The sequence below is a fragment of the Microbulbifer sp. MCCC 1A16149 genome, assembly GCF_050368945.1.
Classification (GTDB): domain Bacteria; phylum Pseudomonadota; class Gammaproteobacteria; order Pseudomonadales; family Cellvibrionaceae; genus Microbulbifer.
On sequence record NZ_CP185959.1, the window covers coordinates 1,703,786 to 1,723,870 of the forward strand.

The 20,085-nt window shown below is 56.8% G+C and carries 16 protein-coding genes; 12 read left to right on the top strand and 4 right to left on the bottom strand.

Features of this window, described 5'->3' with window-relative positions:
* Positions 1 to 192 precede the first annotated feature (192 nt).
* The 5 genes from ACONT6_RS07270 to ACONT6_RS07290 all read left to right on the top strand — a co-directional run bounded on the left by ACONT6_RS07270 (position 193) and on the right by ACONT6_RS07290 (position 6,851).
* Positions 193 to 714 (top strand): MarR family winged helix-turn-helix transcriptional regulator, encoded by a 522-nt coding sequence (locus ACONT6_RS07270; RefSeq protein ID WP_428821067.1) that lies wholly within the window; start codon positions 193 to 195, stop codon positions 712 to 714.
* Between the two features lie 102 nt (positions 715 to 816).
* A complete protein-coding gene (locus tag ACONT6_RS07275) occupies positions 817 to 2,013 on the top strand; it encodes an aromatic amino acid transaminase (protein WP_428821068.1) in 1,197 nt (398 codons plus the stop codon).
* A gap of 90 nt (positions 2,014 to 2,103) precedes the next feature.
* On the top strand, positions 2,104 to 3,501 hold the full coding sequence (locus tag ACONT6_RS07280; RefSeq protein WP_428821069.1) for a class II 3-deoxy-7-phosphoheptulonate synthase: 1,398 nt from the start codon (positions 2,104 to 2,106) through the stop codon (positions 3,499 to 3,501).
* 42 nt (positions 3,502 to 3,543) lie between these two features.
* Positions 3,544 to 4,227: a glutathione S-transferase family protein gene (locus ACONT6_RS07285; protein WP_428821070.1), complete on the top strand. Its 684-nt coding sequence runs from the start codon at positions 3,544 to 3,546 to the stop codon at positions 4,225 to 4,227.
* Positions 4,228 to 4,631: 404 nt separating this feature from the next.
* Positions 4,632 to 6,851: a M3 family metallopeptidase gene (locus tag ACONT6_RS07290; protein WP_428821071.1), complete on the top strand. Its 2,220-nt coding sequence runs from the start codon at positions 4,632 to 4,634 to the stop codon at positions 6,849 to 6,851.
* Between the two features lie 112 nt (positions 6,852 to 6,963).
* Here the strand turns inward: ACONT6_RS07290 and ACONT6_RS07295 are convergent, their stop codons facing one another.
* Positions 6,964 to 8,616 (bottom strand): amidohydrolase, encoded by a 1,653-nt coding sequence (locus ACONT6_RS07295; protein ID WP_428821072.1) that lies wholly within the window; start codon positions 8,614 to 8,616, stop codon positions 6,964 to 6,966.
* 349 nt (positions 8,617 to 8,965) lie between these two features.
* Here ACONT6_RS07295 and ACONT6_RS07300 point away from each other — a divergent pair, with 349 nt between their 5' ends.
* Positions 8,966 to 9,172, top strand: coding sequence for a DUF2905 domain-containing protein (locus ACONT6_RS07300; protein ID WP_428821073.1), 207 nt, complete (start codon positions 8,966 to 8,968; stop codon positions 9,170 to 9,172).
* Positions 9,173 to 9,176: 4 nt separating this feature from the next.
* Here ACONT6_RS07300 and ACONT6_RS07305 read toward each other — a convergent pair whose 3' ends face one another.
* The gene (locus ACONT6_RS07305) at positions 9,177 to 9,659 is read right to left on the bottom strand and encodes an Lrp/AsnC family transcriptional regulator (protein WP_078085797.1); all 483 of its coding nucleotides are present in this window, start codon (positions 9,657 to 9,659) and stop codon (positions 9,177 to 9,179) included.
* A 404-nt stretch (positions 9,660 to 10,063) separates the two neighbouring features.
* Here ACONT6_RS07305 and ACONT6_RS07310 point away from each other — a divergent pair, with 404 nt between their 5' ends.
* The gene (locus tag ACONT6_RS07310; protein ID WP_428821074.1) at positions 10,064 to 13,600 is read left to right on the top strand and encodes an indolepyruvate ferredoxin oxidoreductase family protein; all 3,537 of its coding nucleotides are present in this window, start codon (positions 10,064 to 10,066) and stop codon (positions 13,598 to 13,600) included.
* A gap of 70 nt (positions 13,601 to 13,670) precedes the next feature.
* Here the strand turns inward: ACONT6_RS07310 and ACONT6_RS07315 are convergent, their stop codons facing one another.
* Together ACONT6_RS07315 and ACONT6_RS07320 are read right to left on the bottom strand one after the other, a co-directional pair.
* On the bottom strand, positions 13,671 to 14,387 hold the full coding sequence (locus ACONT6_RS07315) for a ChrR family anti-sigma-E factor (RefSeq protein ID WP_428821075.1): 717 nt from the start codon (positions 14,385 to 14,387) through the stop codon (positions 13,671 to 13,673).
* A gap of 6 nt (positions 14,388 to 14,393) precedes the next feature.
* A complete protein-coding gene (locus ACONT6_RS07320) occupies positions 14,394 to 14,990 on the bottom strand; it encodes a sigma-70 family RNA polymerase sigma factor (protein ID WP_428821076.1) in 597 nt (198 codons plus the stop codon).
* A gap of 245 nt (positions 14,991 to 15,235) precedes the next feature.
* Here ACONT6_RS07320 and ACONT6_RS07325 point away from each other — a divergent pair, with 245 nt between their 5' ends.
* The 5 genes from ACONT6_RS07325 to ACONT6_RS07345 all read left to right on the top strand — a co-directional run bounded on the left by ACONT6_RS07325 (position 15,236) and on the right by ACONT6_RS07345 (position 20,084).
* The gene (locus ACONT6_RS07325) at positions 15,236 to 15,688 is read left to right on the top strand and encodes a nuclear transport factor 2 family protein (RefSeq protein WP_428821077.1); all 453 of its coding nucleotides are present in this window, start codon (positions 15,236 to 15,238) and stop codon (positions 15,686 to 15,688) included.
* 54 nt (positions 15,689 to 15,742) lie between these two features.
* A complete protein-coding gene (locus ACONT6_RS07330) occupies positions 15,743 to 16,531 on the top strand; it encodes an SDR family NAD(P)-dependent oxidoreductase (protein ID WP_428821078.1) in 789 nt (262 codons plus the stop codon).
* Positions 16,531 to 17,823, top strand: a complete 1,293-nt coding sequence (locus tag ACONT6_RS07335; protein ID WP_428821079.1) for an NAD(P)/FAD-dependent oxidoreductase — start codon at positions 16,531 to 16,533, stop codon at positions 17,821 to 17,823. The genes ACONT6_RS07330 and ACONT6_RS07335 overlap by 1 nt, the downstream gene beginning before the upstream one ends.
* Positions 17,823 to 18,575, top strand: coding sequence for a DUF1365 domain-containing protein (locus ACONT6_RS07340; protein ID WP_428821080.1), 753 nt, complete (start codon positions 17,823 to 17,825; stop codon positions 18,573 to 18,575). Before ACONT6_RS07335 ends, ACONT6_RS07340 begins: the two co-directional genes overlap by 1 nt.
* A 174-nt stretch (positions 18,576 to 18,749) precedes the next feature.
* The gene (locus ACONT6_RS07345; RefSeq protein ID WP_428821081.1) at positions 18,750 to 20,084 is read left to right on the top strand and encodes a class I SAM-dependent methyltransferase; all 1,335 of its coding nucleotides are present in this window, start codon (positions 18,750 to 18,752) and stop codon (positions 20,082 to 20,084) included.
* The last annotated feature ends 1 nt before the right edge of the window (position 20,085 follow it).

Genomic DNA, 20,085 nt, shown 5'->3' on the forward strand with positions numbered 1-20,085 from the left:
ACGCCGTATAATGCGCGCCCAATCTCGCCTGTAGTTGTACAGGCGTACCCGATGTTTGAAGTTTCATCGGTGGCGGCTACCCAATCCCCGGAGCTGCCAAAAATTTCCTGCAATAGTGGTTACAATTGAAACCAATCTTAGTTACATTTGAAACCTGGTACAACCCGTCCAGCAGCAGGTGAATGGACCGCGATGACAATAGATAATACCAAGAGCGATATCACTGAATTTTCTGATCCGATTGATGCAGTGCGTCCGGACGATCTGCGCCTGGAGAAATTCCTGCCGTATCGTCTGTCTGTGCTTTCCAACCGGGTCAGCAATGCGATCGCTGACGCCTACAGCGCGCGATTCGATCTGACCATTCCGGCTTGGCGGGTAATGGCGATTCTCGGGCGCTTCCCGAACCTCTCCGCCGCTGAGCTGGTAGAGCAGACGGCAATGGACAAGGTTGCCATCAGTCGCGCAGTTTCCATTCTGATCAAGAATGACTACATCACCCGCAGTGAAGATCTGGCCGACCGTCGTCGCCAGGTGCTGAACCTTTCGGAGCTCGGTCGCGACGTGTACGAACGCATTGTGCCGCTTGCCCAACAGTACGAGAACGACCTGATGGGATCCTTGTCCGGGGAAGAGCGCAATCAGCTCGATAGCATTATCGAGAAGCTGATGGCGCGCGCCCAGGATTGGGCCAATCGCGGCCTGATCGACTGATCACCGAACCTTCTGCCGCGCTTCATCCCATAATCACTGAATTGGATTTTACCCACCGGTGCACCCTGCGGAGTGTACCGGCACGAATTACCAGGAGTTACCATGTTTGACCACCTGAGCAGCCTTCCTGCAGATCCCATCCTCGGCCTGCTGGCCACCTACCGCGCCGATGAAAACCCCAACAAGATCGACCTGGGGGTGGGTGTTTATAAAGACGAGGCCGGTCACACCCCGGTTCTGCAAGCGGTAAAAGAGGCGGAAACCCGCCTGCTGCAGAGCGAAGATACCAAGGCCTATGTCGGACCTGCGGGCACACCCGGTTTCAACACCGCCATGCAGGAACTGGTACTGGGTGCGAGGCATGCGGCACTGGTGGGTAATCGTGTGCGTTCCGCCCAGACACCGGGCGGCTGTGGGGCACTGCGTGTGCTGGCAGAGTTTTCCAACCGCGCCAAAGAAGGCGCGACCATCTGGGTGAGCGATCCTACCTGGGCCAACCACGTGCCCCTGCTAGGCAATGCGGGCCTGCAGATCAAGAGCTATCCCTATTACGATCGCGCCACCAGCAGCCTGCAGTTTGACGCCATGGTGGAAACCCTGAAGCAGGTGGGCGAGGGCGATCTCGTTCTGTTCCACGCGTGCTGCCACAATCCCTGTGGCGCGGACCTGAGCCGCGAGCAGTGGAAAGTGCTGGCGGAAATGGCGCAGAAGCAGGGCTTCACGCCGTTTATCGATATGGCTTACCAGGGCTTTGGTGACAGTCTCGATGCGGACGCCTACGGCCTGCGCCTGATGGCAGAATCTGTACCCGAAATGCTGGTTGCGGCTTCCTGCTCCAAGAATTTCGGTCTCTACCGTGAGCGCGTCGGGCTGGCGATGGTGATTTACAGCGATGCGGCGGCGGCAGATCGCGGCCAGAGCCAGCTGCTGAACGTCGTGCGCGGTAACTATTCCATGCCGCCGAACCACGGTGGTGCCATTGTTGAATCCATCCTTACCGACGCCAGCTTGCGCGCCAACTGGGAAGCAGAGCTGACCGAAATGCGCGAGCGTATCAACAGTCTGCGCAGTGGCGTGGTTGAAAGCCTGCAGGCCGCTGGCGCCGCTGGAGATTTCAGCTTTATCCAGCGACAGAAGGGCATGTTCTCATTCCTGGGAATTACTCCGGAGCAGGTGCAAAAGCTGCAGCAGGATTATTCCATTTATATGGTAGATTCCAGCCGTATCAGTATTGCTGGCCTGAGCCAGGGCAACATGGCGTATTTCTGTAAATCTGTGGCAGAGGTGCTGGAGTCCTGATGGCAGTCGCGGCTACAGTCGCGAAATGCCAGCAAAGTGCGCTGCTGCATCGCAGCGCACTGATGTAACTATTTTGATGTAGAGCCGAAAATGGAAGTTGAGGTAGACAAGCCCGTGTCAGAGCCCCTAGTCAAACCCTGGGATCCCGCCAGCTGGCGCAAATTGCAAGCGCACCAGCAGCCCAAGTATCCGCAGGCGACAGCGGTTGAGTCAGTTGAACAACAGCTGGCCAGCTATCCGCCGCTGGTATTTGCCCAAGAGGCCAGAGATTTACGCAGCCATCTGGCTGACGTGGCTCAGGGGAAAGCATTTTTACTGCAGGGCGGGGATTGCGCGGAATCTTTCGCGGATTTCAATGCGAACCGGATTCGTGACACCTTCAAGGTGCTGTTGCAGATGGCGGTGGTGCTTACCTTTGCCGGCAACCTGCCAGTGGTGAAAGTGGCGCGCATGGCCGGGCAGTATGCAAAGCCGCGTTCTGCGGACATGGAAAGCGTGGATGGTGTCGAGCTGCCAAGTTATCGCGGCGACATCATCAACGGCATCGACTTCACCGCTGAAGCCCGGGTGCCGGATCCCCAGCGGATGCTAACTGCCTACAATCAGTCTGCCGCAACCCTCAACCTGCTGCGCGCTTTTGCCCAAGGTGGGCTTGCGGATCTGCACCAGGTACACGCCTGGAACCTGAGTTTCCTGGAAAACAATCCGCAGCGGGATCGTTACGCGCAGCTGGCGGAGCGTCTGCAGGACGCACTGGAATTCATGGCCGTGTGCGGCGTGAACTCCGCAAACACCCCGGCCATTCGCGAGACGACCCTCTACACCTCCCATGAGGCGCTGCTGCTGAATTACGAGCAGGCACTCACGCGCACCGACAGCCTCACCGGCAAGTGGTACGACTGCTCCGCGCATATGCTGTGGATCGGCGAGCGCACGCGCCAGCTGGATGCCGCGCATATCGAGTTTCTTTCCGGAGTTTGGAATCCCATCGGTGTCAAAGTCGGCCCCGGTATGGGTACCGATGAGTTGATCCGCCTGATCGACCGTCTGAACCCGAACAACGAGCCCGGGCGATTGACTCTGATTACCCGCATGGGCGCCGATACCCTGGGTGACAAATTGCCCGCTCTGGTGCGCGCCGTGGAGAGGGAAGGGCGCTCCGTTGTATGGAGTACCGATCCCATGCACGGCAATACCGAGAAAGCATCCAGCGGTTTCAAAACCCGCAACTTCGATAATATCTTGCGGGAAATCCGCGACTTCTTCGCTGTGCACCGTGCCGAAGGTACGCACCCGGGCGGTATTCACCTGGAGATGACCGGACAGCACGTGACCGAATGCACCGGCGGCGCGTGGCAAATTTCCGATGCCGATCTGGCCAGCTGTTACCGCACCCAGTGCGACCCGCGGCTGAATGCCGATCAGGTCCTTGAGCTGGCTTTCTGTATTTCCGAAATGCTGCGCGATGGGCGCAACGGCGGCAATTAATCGGGCCGTACTCAGTAAAATCCACCGAATAGGGAGATCGGGATGTATCAGTTATTTATCGGAAACAAAAATTATTCATCCTGGTCTCTGCGCCCGTGGCTGCTGGCGACCGAACTGGACATTCCCTTTGAAGAGCAGCTGGTGCCCTTCGACGAGGGCGGCAGCTGGAACAAATTCCGCAAGTTTTCCCCCACCGGCCTAGTGCCCTGTCTGGTCGATGGCGATACCACCGTGTGGGATTCCCTTGCCATCACCGAGTATCTCTACGAGTCCCATCCCACAGTCTGGCCTGAAGACAGGCAGGCGAGGGCCTGGGCGCGTTGTGCGGCTGCGGAGATGCACGCCGGATTCTTTGTGCTGCGCAATCAGTGCAGCATGAGCTGCGGGGTCACCGTTGCTCTCAAAGAGGTGGATCAGGCTCTGCAGAAAGACCTGGATCGAATTGAGGAGCTGTGGAAGCAGGGTTTATCGCGTTTCGGTGGCCCATTTCTGGCGGGGCAGGGGTTCACCGCCGTGGACGCATTCTTTGCACCGGTAGTAATCCGCATTACCGGTTACCAGCTCTCTCTGGGGCGCGAGGCAATGGATTATTGCCAGCGAATCCTCGCACTTCCCGGTGTGCAGTCCTGGATTGAAGCGGCTCTGGATGAGCCCTGGCGGGAGACAGAGCACGAAGAAGAATTACTCGCGGTCGGCAGTGTAGTTGAGGACCGGCGCCGGGCCTGATGGCCCGGTTGTATCTATTGCGCCGCGGACGCGCATGAATCTTCCGCTCCTTAATCTCTCCACTCCTCAATTTCTCCACTCCTCAATCCCTCTGGTCCCTGGTTCCACAACACCCTCTAAACATCTCCTCATTCGACGGTTTCCCGCAGCGCGCAGTCTGCTGCGGGTTCTGCATCTGCAGTTATAACTATGCACTTATTAAGTCGTTATCAAATGACGCAAAAAATGCCACCTCGCCAAATCCTCCGTAAGGTTGATCAGCGGCGGGGGATAGTCCTGCGAGTAATGTACTTCGCGACAGGAAGTTTTGGGGTGGTGCGCAGTGCATAGCGGGATCTACCGCCCCGCGGTACACTCCGGGCACTCATAATTCTAATTAAGCAAACTACTAGAGGATCGAGTCGATGCGTCAAACACTGATCGCGATGTCCATCGCTGCTGCCCTGGCAACGGTTGCCGGTTGCAGTAAAGAGCCCGAACAAGTCCAGGCCGCGAAGCCGGCCGAGCAGGTATCCGCTTCTGCAGAAATCGTCGCGGACGTTGCCAAAAGCAATCCCTTGCTGGCGGAGTGGACAGGCCCGTACGGCGGTGTTCCTGCATTCGACAAGATGGATGTGGAAGCCCTCAAGCCAGCCCTGGAATACGGCATGGCCCAGAATCTGGCCGAAATCGACAAGATAGCCAACAATCCGGAAGCGCCGACCTTCGCCAATACCATCGAAGAGATGGAGCGCAGCGGCAAAGCGTTGAGCCAGGTATTCACCTACTGGGGTATCTGGAGTGGCAACATGTCTTCTCCGGAATTCCGTGCTGTACAGGCGGAAATGGCCCCGAAACTGGCCGCCTTCAGCTCCAAGATTATTCAGAATGACAAGCTGTTCCAGCGTGTGAAGGCTGTATTCGAGTCTCGCAACGATTCCGATCTGAATGCCGAGCAGAAGCGCGTTGTCGAGCTGGTGTATGACGAGTTCGCGACCAACGGTGCGACCCTGTCTGGTGAAGACAAGAAGCGCTATGCGGAAATCAATAACCGCCTGGCCGAACTGCACACCAAGTTTGCCAACAACGTGCTGGCGGATGAGGAAGGCTACGATATTTTCCTGACCGAAGATCAGTTGGCAGGGCTGCCCGAGTCTTTCGTCAAAGCGGCTGCCTCCATGGCCGAAGAAAAAGGCCAGAAGGGCAAGTACGCGATCAAGAACACCCGCTCCTCCATGGACCCGTTCCTGACCTACTCCGAAGATCGCGCGCTGCGTGAGAAGGTGTGGACCAACTACTACAGCCGCGGAGACAACGGTGGTGAGCACGACAACAATGCAATCATCGCCGAGATCCTGCAGCTGCGCGACGAGCGCGTAGCATTGCTGGGCTTCGATAACTACGCCGAGTGGCGCCTGCAGAACCGCATGGCGAAGAACCCGGAAAATGCCATCGAGCTGATGGAAGCGGTTTGGCCGGCGGCGGTTGCCCGTGTGCATGAAGAAGTAGCGGATATGCAGGCGGTTGCCGATGCGGAAAAAGCCGGTATCAAGATCAAGCCCTGGGACTACCGCTACTACGCCGAGAAAGTGCGCAAGGCGAAGTACGACCTGAACTCCGATGAAGTGAAGCAGTACCTGCAACTGGACAAGCTGCGCGAGGGCATGTTCTACGTTGCCGGTGAACTGTTTAATTTCACTTTCTCACCGGTAGAAGAGGGCAGCGTACCGGTCTTCCATGAAGACGTTAAAGTCTGGGAAGTGAAAGACAAGACCACCGGTGAGCACATTGGCCTGTGGTACCTGGATCCGTTCGCCCGTACCGGTAAGCGTTCCGGTGCCTGGGCCAGTATGTACCGGGATCACACTACCTTTGATGGCAAGGAAACCGTACTGGCTTCCAACAACTCCAACTTCATCAAGGGTGCACCCGGCGAGCCGGTACTGGTTGGTTGGGACGATGCGGAAACCTTCTTCCACGAGTTCGGCCACGCTCTGCACTTCCTTGCGTCCAATGTGAGCTACCCGACCCTGAACGGTGGCGTGCGCGATTACACCGAATTCCAGTCCCAGTTGCTGGAGCGTTGGTTGAGCACCGACCCGATCATCGACAACTACCTGGTGCACGCAAAAACTGGTGAGCCGATTCCGGCAGAGCTGGTAGCCAAAATCAAGAAGGCCGCCAACTTCAACCAGGGCTTCGCAACTACCGAATACCTGGCGTCGGCACTGGTCGATATGAAGCTGCACACCACGGATCCTGAGGGTATCGATCCCGACAAGTTTGAGCGCGAAACCCTGGATGCGCTGGGTATGCCGTCTGAGCTGGTGATGCGTCACCGCACGCCGCACTTCGGACACATCTTCTCCGGTGAAGGTTACTCCGCGGGGTACTACGGCTACATGTGGGCGGACGTGCTGACTTCCGACGCTTCTGAAGCATTCGCCGAAGCGGAAGGTGGTTTCTACGATAAGGAAGTGGCCGGCAAGCTGGTGAAGTACCTGTTCGCACCGCGTAACGCAATGGACCCGGCGGAAGCCTACCGCAAATTCCGTGGCCGTGATGCGGGCATCGAGCCGCTGATGCGCGACCGCGGTTTTCCAGTGCCGGGTGAGGAAGGCACCGCCGCAGTGACGGGCGAGTAAAATATAGCCTTATAGCTGAGGCTTAAAATACAAAGCCGCACTCCCTTCGGAGTGCGGCTTTTTTTTCCCCTTGGTTTCAGATACGGGGGCAGGTACGGGTAATTTCTGAATGTTATTTGGGGCGCGCGTAAACCTTTTCACCTTCCACCCAGGTTTCCAGTACCTGTGCCTTCCAGATATCTTGCGGGTCAATCTTGAAAATATCGCGATCAAGCAGAACAAAGTCTGCAAACTTGCCAGGCTCCAGATTACCGATGAACTGCTCCTGGTGGCTGGCGTAGGCGGCGTCCAGGGTGAAAGAGCGTAGCGCTTCTTCCATTGTCATTGCTTCTTCTACATGCCAGCCCTTTTCGGGTTGTCCTTGTCGGTCGCGACGCGTGACCGCGGCGTGTAGCCCGAATAGTGGATTCACTGGCTCTACCGGGAAATCCGAGCCGGAAGCAATTTTGGTGCCCTGATTGAGGAATTTCCGCCACGCGTAAGCGCCTTCAAGTCGCTTGTCCCCGAGGCGATCCCCGGCCATATTCTTGTCGCTGGTTGCGTGCACCGGTTGCATGGAAGCGATCAGGTTCAAAGTGGGAAACTGCTCAATATCCTCCAGTGTCAGAACCTGAGCGTGTTCGATACGGTGGCGGAATGGCTTCTGATCATTTTCCTTGTTCAGTGTGTGGAATATATCCAGCACAATGTGGTTTGCGCGATCGCCAATGGCATGCACGTTCACTTGGAACTTGTTGTCCGCGGCCATTTTGATTTGCTTTAGCAGCGCATCCTTCTGGTGGATCAGCAGGCCTCTTTCGCCCGGGCGATCATGGTAGGGTTGGAGTAGGGCGGCGCCACGACTGCCCAGCGCTCCGTCGGCATAGACCTTGATACTGCGCACATAAAGCTTTTCATCGGGCGCGCCGACATAACCAGCATTAAGGAGCTCCGGCAGGTGTTTGTCGTCGCCGGAGATCATCGGGTAGATGCGTAGCGGGATCGCTTTTTCCGCGGCCAGTTGGCGGTAGGCTTCCAGTGTCTGCTTTTCAACACCAGCGTCGTGGACACCTGTCAGGCCAAGGGAGAGGGCGAGTTCAAACGCGGTGCCGAGAGCTGCTTTTTCTTCCTTGAGGTCTGGCTGCGGGATTACGCTTTCCAGCAGAGCCATTGCATTGTCCACGAGTACACCGGTCGGCTCGCCATTTTCATCGCGAATAATCTCACCGCCTGCGGGCGCCTTTGACTGGCGGGTGATTCCCGCGCGCTCCATTGCCGCACTGTTGGCCCACCCCGCATGCCCGTCAATACGACGCAGCCAGATCGGTTGGTCGATATCCAGTGCGTCGAGTTGTTGACGTGTCGGGAATTGCTTGCCGCGCCACAGGACCTGATTCCATCCGCGTCCGATCAGCCAATCACCGGATTGTTGATTGCGTGAAAATTGTTTGATCGCATCGAGTGTCTTCGAGAGGTCGAGGTCACGCAGATCCAGTTGCTGCTGTAGTCTTCCCTGTCCCAGAACGTGGCCGTGGGCATCGATTAATCCGGGTAACAGCACCTTGCCGCCGGCGTCGACTTTTGTTGCCTCCGGGTATTTTTGACTGAGTGTGGCGAAATCACCGGTGGCCAATACCTTGCCCTGGTCAAACACCAGCGTGTTGAACTGGTCAAGGTCGCGTTCGGTTGTTTGATAGCCGGAGAAGTTATGTACGATCGTCGTGGCCTGGAGGTTCCAGGACGCGAGGATGGCGCACACGCCAACGAGGGTATGAGAGAGGCGCATAGTTATTAGCCTTGTAGAAGCGTCTGTCAGAGGGTCACTCTGATGGTATCAGCGCAACAAGGAGCTGCCAATTTGTCTACTTTCTGCACGTGTCGATGGCCCGTCTTAAAATGCAGGTAGAAAGTAGAGTCTCGCTCGCCATGTTTCTTTGCTGTCGGCTGGGTCTGATGCGCGCAACGTGAATAGCAGTTGATAGCTATTCTTTACCCTGGCCGACATCGTCTTGCATTGCCGCACGCCGGCAAGTGCAAGTGGGATGTGAGTACTACAGGAAAGGTTCAGCTGTATATGCTGAGGGCAATTTGTCCGATGCGGTGAAATCCAGTAACGAACAGAGGAGTGTGAAGTAATGGCGCGGTGGTTAATTGTCGCGGGGATTCTGCTGACCGGGATTGGCTTGACCTTGCATTATGCGCCGTGGCTACTGAACTGGTTTGGGCGTTTGCCCGGCGATATCCGTATCGAATCCGGGCGCAGTCGCTTTTATTTCCCTATTACCACAATGATTATTGTCAGCGTGGTGCTGAGTATCCTTTTGTCCTTGTTCCGACGCTAGCGCGTTACTTTTCCAGAAGTTGGTCCAGCGGAAGCTCTGTGCGATATCTCACCTGCTTGAGGGAAAAGCTACTCTTAATGTGGTCGATTCCAGGGAGTTCGGTCAGCTTCTTGTCCAGAAACTCCTGGTAAGCATGCAGATTGGGTACCACCACCCGCAACAGGTAATCGAAGTCCCCGGTCATCAGGTAACACTCCATCACTTCCGGCCACTGGCCAATGGTGGATTCGAAGTGTTGCAGCTCTTTTTTGACCTGGTGATTCAGCGTGACCTGAATAAACACGCTCACCGGCAGGCCGACCATATCCGGTTCCAGCAGGGTGACAGCGCGCTTGATAAAGCCTTGTTCGTGCAGATTCTTTACCCGGCGGGAGCAGGGGGAGGGTGACAGGTGAACCTTTTCCGCCAGCTCGATGTTGGGGATGGTCGCATCCTGCTGAAGGATCTCCAGAATGTGTTTGTCGATGGCGTCCAGTAGATAGGCCATATAGTTTCCCGGTGTTCCTGATTCTCTGTAGTTGAGAGTGCCAAATTCAGTGGAGTTAAACGATCTACCGCGGGTTGCGGCTCCGGAGAAGAATACATTATGTGACCAAGGTATCGCAGGAATTCACGATTCCTGTCCCGCTACAAGCCCGCGGGCGGCCGCCCGGCCCGAAATTGATAAATATTCTCACCTAATCGCTTTCAGTTATGAATTATTGCAGAAAATGATCCCTGTGTGGTGGATTCTTTCTGCTTCGTGCACTTTCCGTGGTGATTTTGGTATGACCTGCCTGACTTGCCGGTGATAGTTTACTGGCATCAAAACAATAACGCTGGAACTGACGCTGCGGGGCACCGCGCACCCGTGTCAGGTACTTGCCAGATAATGCGAGAAGGTCCTAACCGATGGCGATGGTCGAAACTGATCAGGAACTGGGCTTTGACCGGGAATACTCCCTCAAAGCTGCATTTACCCGAGACTCCGGACGCGTTTTCCTAACCGGTATTGATGCCCTGGTACGCCTGCCCTTGATGCAGAAGCAGCTGGATGAGCAGGCCGGATTGAATACCGCGGGCTTTATTTCCGGTTACCGCGGTTCCCCCCTCGGCGGTTACGACCAGACGCTATGGCGCCACAAAAAGCTGCTGGCGGAGCGGGATATCCATTTTGAGCCGGGTATCAATGAGGACCTTGGTGCCACCAATATCTGGGGTACCCAGCTGCTGGATCACTATCGCCAACAGGCGACACGGGATGGTGTCTTCTCCATTTGGTACGGCAAGGGCCACGGTGTGGATCGCAGTGCCGACGTATTTCGCCAGGCAAATATCCAGGGGACTTCCAGGCTCGGCGGCGTGCTCGCCCTATGCGGTGACGATCACACTGCGGAATCCTCCATGTTCTCCCATAATACCGACCAGATTTTTGAGTCGGTCATGATGCCGTTGCTGTTTCCTGCAACCATCGATGAATACCTGACCCTCGGCCTTGCCGGTATCGCGCTGTCGCGCTTCTCGGGTTTGTGGGTAGGATTCAAGACGATTACCGAAACCGTGGAATCCGGGGCTTCCATCGTTGTGCCCCCGCTGCCGAATTTTGTCTTGCCGGAATCCTTCCCGATCCCCGCACATGGCCTCAACTACGATCCACACCTGAACTGGCCCGCCGAGCGCATGGAGTACGAACGCCGCATGCTCGAGGAGCGGCTGCCCGCGGCAAAGGCATTCGCCTATGCCAACGGGTTGGACAAAACCATCGTGGATGCTCCACAGAAACGCTTCGGTATCGTCACGGTGGGCAAGGCCCACGGGGATCTGCTGGAAGCGCTGAAACTGCTGGAGCTCAGCGAGCAGGATCTGCTCGACGCAGGTGTCTCGATTCACAAGGTGGCCATGAGCTGGCCGCTGGAGCCGCGGGGCATGAGTGAGTTTGCCCGCGGTATGGAGCGCGTACTGGTGGTCGAGGAGAAGCGTCCGCTGGTAGAGGACCAGATGAAGAACCTGTTCTATAGCTGGCCGGACAGCGAGCGTCCGAAAGTGGTCGGCAAGAAAGACCTCGACGGCAATGATTTACTGCCGGCGATCTGGGGATTCGGCCCCGATCAGGTCGCCAAGGCCATTACCCGCTGGCTGGCGGACACCGAACTGGCGGCGAGACTGATTCCGCTGGCGGAAAAACTGGGCAGTGGTGTTCTGCAAAAGGCCAGTGGCCTGCTGGCGCGGGAGCCGATTTTCTGTGCCGGCTGCCCGCACAACAGCTCCACCAAGTTGCCCGAGGGCAGTACCGGCAGTGCGGGTATTGGTTGTCACATCATGGCGCTGGGCAAGGGCCTGCGCACGGATACCTACTCTCATATGGGCGGGGAAGGGGCCCACTGGGTGGGGCTGCACCGCTTCTCCAGTGACAAGCACATCTTCCAGAATATGGGCGATGGTACCTACAACCACTCCGGCCTGCTCGCCATCCGTCAGGCGGTGGCAAGCAAGATCAATATCACTTACAAGATTCTGCTAAACGATGCAGTCGCCATGACTGGTGGTCAGCCCGCGGATGGGGAAGTCACCGTGCCCACGCTGTCCCGTCAGTTGCTGGCAGAGGGCGTGGGGCAGGTTTGCCTGGTGAGCGAGAACCCCGATTACTGGAATGCCAATCGCAACCTGGTCCCGGCAGAGGTTCAGGTTTTCCACCGTGATGACCTTGATGAGGTGCAGCGTAAGCTGCGTGATACCGCAGGCGTCACGGCGATTATTTACGAACAGGTTTGCGCAGCGGAAAAGCGTCGCCGTCGCAAGAAAGGGCAGATGGTAGATCCTGCCAAGCGCCTGCTGATCAATCACCGGGTATGTGAGGGCTGTGGCGATTGTAGTGTTCAGTCCAGCTGCATTGCGGTTGAGCCACTGGAGACAGAATTCGGGCGCAAGCGCCAGGTGAATCAATCCAGCTGTAACAAGGATATGCGTTGCGCGGATGGTTTCTGTCCAAGCTTTGTCAGTGTGGAAGGCGGCGAACTGAAAAAGCCGGCGCTGAAATCTTTGGCAGAATCGATCGACGAGGCCAGTCAAGGACTGGCCGACGCCCCGAAACCGCAACTGGATCAGCCGCTGAGCATTCTGGTGGCAGGTATTGGCGGAAGCGGTGTGCTCACCGTGGCCGCGCTGCTGGGGATGGCCGCCCACCTTGAGGAAAAAGGCAGCACCACGCTGTATTTCACCGGCCTTTCGCAGAAAAATGGCGCGGTGGTTGCCCATGTAAAAGTCGGTAACCGCCCGCAAGATATCACCACGGCTCGTATTCGCGACGGCGCGGCCGACCTGCTGTTGGGTTGCGATATGGTGACCGCGGCCGGGCAGCGTCCAAAATTTGCCAGCGGCAGAATGAAGGCGCTGGTGAACACCGCGGAAGTTCCGGTAGCGGCATTTGTGCGCAACAATGAACTGGCGTTCCCCGCCGACGAAACTGCACAGAGCATTGAGTCTGTGGCCGGGGAATATCATGCGCTGGATGCCAACCGTTATGCCGAGGCACTGTTTGGCGATACGGTGGCAGCCAACCTGATGATGATGGGCTATGCCTGTCAGCAGGGGCTGTTGCCGGTATCGCAAAGCGCCATTGAACGCGCGGTGGAGCTGAACGGAGTGGCGGTTGAAAACAACCTGCGCGCGTTCCGCGCCGGCCGTCTGCTGGTGGAAAACCCGCAGGCCATCGAGCAGCTGCTCAGCCCTGCACAGGTGGTCAAGCTGGTGGAGCCCGAGGAGGGCATCGACCAGCTGGTGGCGCGCCTGGCCGGAGAGCTGACTGCATACCAGAGCGCCGCTTATGCCCGCCGTTTCACCGAGGTGATCGAAAAGTTACACGCCGCCGAGCGCAAGCTGATGGCGTCCGGTGGTGCGGTGACCGGAGATGCGCTTACCCGCACCGCCGCCCTGAGCCTGTTCAAGGCCATGGCCTACAAGGATGAGTATGAGGTGGCGCGGTTGTACAGTGGCGAGGCGTTCCAGCGTCAGCTGCGCGAAACCTTCAGCGGTGACTACAAACTGAAATTCCTGATGGCGCCGCCGCTGCTTGCGCGTCCGGATTCAAGTGGGCGCATTCGCAAAATCGCCCTTGGGTCCTGGCTGGCCAAGTTGTTACCAGTCCTCGCCAGGGGCAAGGTCTTGCGCGGTACCCCGCTGGATGTGTTCGGATATACCCAGGAGCGTCGTCAGGAGCGCAGCTGGGCGCGGGAAGTACGTCAGTCCGTGCTGGATGTGGCTGCAGGCCTGGGCACTGGCAACAGGGAGCTTGCCGCGGAGCTGCTGGCGCTGCCGCAACAGGTGCGGGGCTTTGGCCATGTGCGTGCGGCAAAGCTGGATGCGGTGCGCGAGCGCTGGGATACCCTGCTCAGTCGCTTCCAGCGCAACGGCAGCAGTGGTAGTGGCGTTGAACTGGCAGAGATGAATTAACGCGAATGCAATAAAAAATCCCGGGTAGATCCCGGGATTTTTTTTGCCTGCTGAATTTCTTGACTCGCGGCTACTGCGGCCGGAAAGAGAGGAACGGGTTGACCAGTTTTCCCATCAGCCCGGTGAGTGCCACCGGTGCCTCTACCACGGACAGGCACAGGCATTCGTGATCCTGGGTGGCGGTGGGGCGATGGGTTTCGCCCGGCTCGCGCACCAGGAAGTCCCCCGGAGAGTAAATGCCATCGGCATCAGAAAAGCTGCCGTAAAGCACCATAGTGATCTCCGTGCCGCGGTGATCGTGCTCGGCCACCTTATTGCCCGGCGCGATACGGTGGAAAGCGACTTCGTGCTGGCATTGCCCGGTTTTCAAGCGCGCTTCCTTCAACCCCTTGGAGAGGCGACGCCAGCGCAATGCCGAGTTTTGCCCGAGCAGCTTTCCGACCACCGGGGGCACAGATGCGAACACCGGATCTTTTGCCAGTTTGCGGGGCAGGGCGGATCTCGGTGCTTTTTCCTCGGGCGCTTCTGACGCCTTGGACGACTGGTTATCGGAGTCGATCCGGCGCATCAGCTGCTCGAAAGATTGTTTTTCCTGATCCGGGGCGCTGGCAGGCACGGGCGCACTGGTTGCCAGCAAATTGCCGCCGATGCCATTGAGAAGCTTGAGATCGGCTGCGCATTTCGGGCACAGCTGCAGGTGGGCCGCTACCACGATACTGTGGGCCCAGTTCAGGCTTCCGCTGGCGTATTCCAGGAGCATGTTGTTGTCTGGATGGTGATGAATCATGGTGACCTACCTGACAATGGTGCTTTGTAGTTTCTTGAGGGCCAGTCGTACTCGCGACTTTACCGTGCCCAGAGGGAGGCCCAGTTCCTCGGAGATCTCACTGTGTGATTTGCCCTCGATATAGGCTTTCTCAATCACATGGCTCTGCTCCGGCGGGAGGCTCTGCAAGCCGTCTGCTACTGCGCTTTCACTGCGTGACTGCTGCAGGTAGATCAGCGGCTGGTCGTCCTGGCTGTCATCCCAAATATCCTCTACGTTCAGGCTTTCATCGGTATCTGGCTGCCGGCCATGGCGCCGCAATGCGTCGATGCGACAGTTGCGCATGATGGTGTATATCCATGTGCTCGCAGCGGCCTTGTCGGGATTGAAACTCGGTGCCTTACGCCACACCTTGAACATTACCTCCTGCACAAGTTCGTCTGCCGCTTCCGGTGCTGAGCTCTGCCCTCCGCGACTGAACTGAAACCCTTTTATCAAGGGGGAGAAATGGCAATACAGCTGCTCGAACGCCGCGCGATCTCGATGTCGCCCAACGCGGATCAGCAGTTTGCTCCATTCGTCGTTTCTGGCCTGATCAGAAGCCTGCACTATTGTTTGACTCACTGTTTCTGTGTTCCATTTCGACCATTGTACTGACAATGGTCTTCAGCTGCTTGGCTTACCTACTGTTCACCGGGTTCTACGCAGCATTTTCCGGTTTGGATCAATTGCGGGTCACACTCTTTAACTTACTCAGCCCCCGGAGCCGATAACGGGCGCAGGGATATTGTGACCGGGTGGTAATCTGATTCGCGTTTGGCGGCGTAATCAAAGGTACTCGTCCTTACGTGACGCCCGGGAGGGGCAATATGGCATCGCTGGTAAATCGCATTAAAAGGCTGTACTCCGATTTTTTGGCGGCAGATCCCGGCTCAATCGCCGAAGTTTACGCGGAAAATGTGGAGTTCTCTGATCCGGTTCATCGAATCCAGGGGCTTGGTGATATGCAGGGGTATTTTGCCGGTGTCGCCAAGAACCTGCAGGAGTGCAGATTCGAATTCGATCAAACCCTGATTGAAGGCAATACCCTGAATCTCTGGTGGACCATGCATTATCGCCATCCCCGCCTGAGTGGCGGCAAGCTGCTGAGCCTGAGAGGCGCATCCTTGTTGCGCCTGGACCTGGAGCAAGATCGCGTGCTGGCACACGAAGATATCTATGATCTCGGCGCCATGGTGTACGAGCAGGTGCCACTGCTGGGATCGGTGCTGCGCTACGTGAAGCGGGGCATCGCGGGCGGTAATGGAGCACAAAGCCAATGACCGGCCATCTACATAGTGAACCGCTAAGAGATGGCTGCGGGAGGTGCACGACTGATGTCTAAAAGCGTTCACCCTGCTGACAAGCAGACGATCTGGATTACCGGTGCAAGTTCGGGTATTGGCGCTGCGCTGGTGCGCATGCTTGCCGGTGAGGGGCATTTTGTAATCATCAGCGGTCGAAATCGCGACGCACTGCTGGAGCTACAGAAGCCGGCTCCCAAATTGGTCAAGGTTTTGCCCTGTGATGTGGGCGATGATGCTTCCATGGCGGAAGCGGGGGCATTGCTGAGGGACATTACCGACCAGCTTGATCTGGTGATTGCCTGTGCCGGCACCTGCGAGTATGACGACGATCTATCCCTGGATATTGCGAGCTACCGCAGGGTGTTCGACAGTAATTTCTTTGGCGTGGTGAATACTCTGCGTGTGGCTTTGCCGCTACTTAACAATGTACGAGCGCCCGTATTTGTGGCGCTGGGCAGCCTGTCATCGGTGGTGGGGTTTCCGCGTGCTGAGGCCTATGGTGCGTCAAAGGCGGCACTTCAATATTTTATGGATGCGCTGCGCGCGGATACATCAAATGTTGCCCTGCGGTCCGTTTTGGTTCGCCCCGGCTTTATCGATACACCCTTGACCCGAGAAAATGACTTCGAGATGCCATTCCTGATGGCACCAGACGAGGCGGCCCGTCGGATTCTTTCCGGAATAAGGCGTGGTAAGAGTGTGATCGATTTTCCCCGTCGAATGAGTTGGCCCTTGCGATTACTGGGTTTTCTGCGGCCTGTGTGGTTTGCTGTGTGTGCGCCTCGTATGACCAGAATTAAAAAATTGAGGAGAGGTTGATGAAAATCGCCATCGTTGGCAGTGGTATTTCAGGATTGACCGCGGCACATTTGTTACACGAAAAATATGACATCACCCTGTTCGAGGCAGATGACCGCCTCGGCGGACACACCGCCACTATTGATGTGAGCGAAGGTGACAGGACGCTCGCAATAGATACCGGTTTTATTGTCTTTAACGACTGGACCTACCCGAATTTCATCAAGCTGATGAACAAGCTCGGTGTGGAATCCCAGCCAACAGACATGGGCTTCAGTGTGTCGACACCGCAATTACATGAGGCGGGCAAAGAGCAGGGTGGACGCGAGTTTGAGTATGCGGGTAATAGCCTCAATTCCCTGTTTGCCCAGCGCCGCAATCTGCTGGATGGCGGGCACTGGCGGATGCTCAAGGATATTGTACGCTTCAACCGCGACGCGGTGAGTGACTGGCGCGATGGTGAATTGAGCCCGTCGATGACCCTGGGTCACTATCTGGATAGCAACGGTTATTCGGCTGAATTTTCTTCGCGCTACTTGGTGCCTATGGGGTCGGCCATCTGGTCTGCCAGTATGTCCCGGATGCTGGATTTCTCCGTGGATTTCTTTATCCGCTTCTTCTACAACCACGGTTTGCTGAATATATTCAACAGGCCCCAGTGGCGCGTGATTCAGGGGGGATCTCGAAGCTATATCGAGCCAATGGTGCGTGGATTTTCCGACCGTATCCGACTGTCCTCGCCGGTGCAGAAGGTGGTCCGGCAGGAGGAGGGGGTGACCCTGGAATATCGGAACGACCTGGGCGAATCCCGACAGGAGGTGTTTGATCAGGTGATATTTGCCTGTCATTCCGACCAGGCGCTGGCAATGCTTGGCGATGCTGATGCACAAGAGCAAGGCATCCTCGGGCAGATTCCCTATGAGAAAAATTCCGTCGTGTTGCACACGGATATCGGCCTGTTGCCCCGTCGTCGCAGCGCCTGGGCAAGCTGGAATTACCGGCTGCAGGGTGCCCACGACAGCCTGCCGGCGCTCACCTACAACATGAATATCCTGCAGCGGCTGGATACAGACAAAACCTACTGCGTCACCCTGAATGCGGACCATGCCATTGACCCGGAAAAAGTCATTGGCCGCTACGAGTATTCCCATCCCCAGTTTTCGGTGGATGGCACCCATGCACAGTCCTGCTGGTCGGAAATTAATGGTGTCAAGCGTACCTGGTTCTGCGGCGCCTACTGGGCCAATGGCTTCCATGAGGACGGGGTGGTAAGTGCGATTCGTGTGGCCAGAGGATTGGGGGTCGATTTCTAGTGCGCAGTGGACTTTACACTGGCTGGATCCAGCACAGACGCATACAGCCTCGGGAGCACAGCTTCCGCTATCGGGGCTTTATGGTGTATGCGTTTCTCGACGAATTGCCAGTGCTGTTTGCACAGACGAGATTATGGTCTGACAAACCCGGTGCACCGGCGCGATTCTGTCGGGAAGACTTCTACGGGGACCCTTCTGTCCCGCTGGAGCAGGCCGTGCGGGCGCGGGTGCATGAAGAGAGTGGTGTGCGCCCCGAAGGTCCCATTGCGCTACTCGCGAACTGGCGTTATTTCGGCTACAACATGAATCCCATCAGCGTGTATTACTGCTTTGATCGTGCCGGTCAGGCAGTGGAATACTTGCTGGTGGATGTGCACAACACGCCCTGGAACGAGCGGCATGGCTACGTTTTGGACGTACGGTCCCAGGATCGGGTGCACAAGACTGAATTCCGCAAGGAGTTGCATGTATCCCCGTTTATGCCACTGGACCAGCGCTACCTGTGGCGAAGCACGCTACCTGGCGACAGGCTTTCCATCCGCATCCAGTCCGTGCAGGGGCAGGAGCGGGTGTTTGACGCTTGTATGACCCTGAAGCGCGAGGAAATCAGTGGGGCGGCGCTGCGCAAGAAACTGATCCAGTTTCCTCTGCACACCGTAAAAATCATCATCTCAATATACTGGCAGGCACTGAAGCTTCTGGTGAAGCGTATTCCCCTGTTTACCCATCCGGGGAAGAAGCGCCCTTTGTAGTTGCTATTGTTGGGCGGCAATTGTGCCCGCTAGCTGCGACGTAATCGAATATCAATTTAGAGCCGGAGAGCAATCGATATGAAGTCTGGATACAAGTCCGCCCCTGCCACTGGGGCAGATTTCCTCGCCGAAGCGAACAGGAAACTTTCAGAAAACGTCGCGGGGCAAGCGGGGATGAAGGCAGGTGCTGTGCTTGATGCTGCGAACGAGCAGGACAACCTGTCCAGTGCTCGTCGTACAGCGCCGATATCCCGCTTCGAGCGGCTGTGCAGATGGCTGCTAGTGGAAAAGTTGAAGAGTGTGAGCGTGGGGACACTGTTCGTGCACGAGCAGTATGCACTGTCCTCTGCAAACCAGGGGAGTCATTCCGAAACCGGTGGTGCATTGGTGTTTGGCGAACCCGCCGGCACTTCCGATATCGAAGCACATATCGTTGTGACAGATCCGACCCTGTATGCGCAGGTGGTGCTCAATGGATCAATCGGGTCCGGTGAGGCCTATATGGATGGCGCCTGGCGCTCACCAGATCTGGTGCAGGTGATCCGCTTGATGACCGCCAATATGGCGTTGCTGGAAAGCCTCGATTCCAAATGGAACTTCCTGAATAAAATTGCCCTCAAGGCTTTACATGCACTGAACGGCAATTCGCTGCGCGGCTCCCGTCGCAATATCTCTGCCCACTATGATTTGGGGAACGACTTTTTTGGCCTGTTTCTTGACCCGACGATGCTGTATTCATCGGCGGTGTTCCCGTCCAAGGATGCGAGCCTCGCCGAGGCTTCGGAGTTCAAGCTGGCGCGAATCTGCCGCAAGTTGCAGCTCAAGGAAACGGATCACCTGCTGGAAATCGGCACCGGCTGGGGTGGGATGGCGGTGTATGCGGCCAAGAAGTATGGCTGCCGGGTAACCACCACTACCATCTCAAAAGAACAGTACGAATACGCAAAAGCCTGGGTTGCGCGCGAGGGGCTTGAGGATCGGGTAACCTTGCTGCTCAAGGATTATCGGGAACTGGAAGGGCAGTTCGACAAGCTGGTTTCCATCGAGATGGTCGAGGCAGTGGGTTACCAGTACTATCGCGACTTCTTCTCGCGCTGCAGTGCACTGCTAAAGCCCCACGGTTTGATGGTAATGCAGGCCATCACCATTCAGGATCAGCGCTTCGAGCAGTACAAAAACAGTGTCGACTTTATCCAGCGGTATATTTTCCCGGGAGGCTGCCTGCCTTCCAACAAGGTCGTTGCGGACAATATTGCGGCTCACACGGACATGCAGATCGTCGGGTTGGACGATATTACCTTCGACTATGCGATGACGCTGCGATCGTGGAGAAAAGCCTTCTTTGAACGGATTGATGAAGTGCGTCAGCAGGGCTTTGACGAGCGCTTTATCAATATGTGGGATTTCTATTTCTGCTATTGCGAAGGTGGTTTCCTCGAGCGGGTGATCAGCACTGCGCAGTTCACCTTTGCCAAGCCCCGATGCAATACCTTGCCATCGCTGAATTAAG

Bases quoted from the DNA above. Each gene is read 5' to 3' on its own strand.
- ACONT6_RS07290 (WP_428821071.1), top strand. From the start codon at position 4,632: ATGCGTCAAACACTGATCGCGATGTCCATCGCTGCTGCCCTGGCAACG.
- ACONT6_RS07275 (WP_428821068.1), top strand. From the start codon at position 817: ATGTTTGACCACCTGAGCAGCCTTCCTGCAGATCCCATCCTCGGCCTG.
- ACONT6_RS07315 (WP_428821075.1), bottom strand. From the start codon at position 14,387: ATGATTCATCACCATCCAGACAACAACATGCTCCTGGAATACGCCAGC.
- ACONT6_RS07335 (WP_428821079.1), top strand. From the start codon at position 16,531: ATGAAAATCGCCATCGTTGGCAGTGGTATTTCAGGATTGACCGCGGCA.
- ACONT6_RS07310 (WP_428821074.1), top strand. From the start codon at position 10,064: ATGGCGATGGTCGAAACTGATCAGGAACTGGGCTTTGACCGGGAATAC.
- ACONT6_RS07330 (WP_428821078.1), top strand. From the start codon at position 15,743: ATGTCTAAAAGCGTTCACCCTGCTGACAAGCAGACGATCTGGATTACC.
- ACONT6_RS07280 (WP_428821069.1), top strand. From the start codon at position 2,104: ATGGAAGTTGAGGTAGACAAGCCCGTGTCAGAGCCCCTAGTCAAACCC.
- ACONT6_RS07295 (WP_428821072.1), bottom strand. From the start codon at position 8,616: ATGCGCCTCTCTCATACCCTCGTTGGCGTGTGCGCCATCCTCGCGTCC.
- ACONT6_RS07325 (WP_428821077.1), top strand. From the start codon at position 15,236: ATGGCATCGCTGGTAAATCGCATTAAAAGGCTGTACTCCGATTTTTTG.
- ACONT6_RS07300 (WP_428821073.1), top strand. From the start codon at position 8,966: ATGGCGCGGTGGTTAATTGTCGCGGGGATTCTGCTGACCGGGATTGGC.
- ACONT6_RS07270 (WP_428821067.1), top strand. From the start codon at position 193: ATGACAATAGATAATACCAAGAGCGATATCACTGAATTTTCTGATCCG.
- ACONT6_RS07285 (WP_428821070.1), top strand. From the start codon at position 3,544: ATGTATCAGTTATTTATCGGAAACAAAAATTATTCATCCTGGTCTCTG.
- ACONT6_RS07345 (WP_428821081.1), top strand. From the start codon at position 18,750: ATGAAGGCAGGTGCTGTGCTTGATGCTGCGAACGAGCAGGACAACCTG.
- ACONT6_RS07305 (WP_078085797.1), bottom strand. From the start codon at position 9,659: ATGGCCTATCTACTGGACGCCATCGACAAACACATTCTGGAGATCCTT.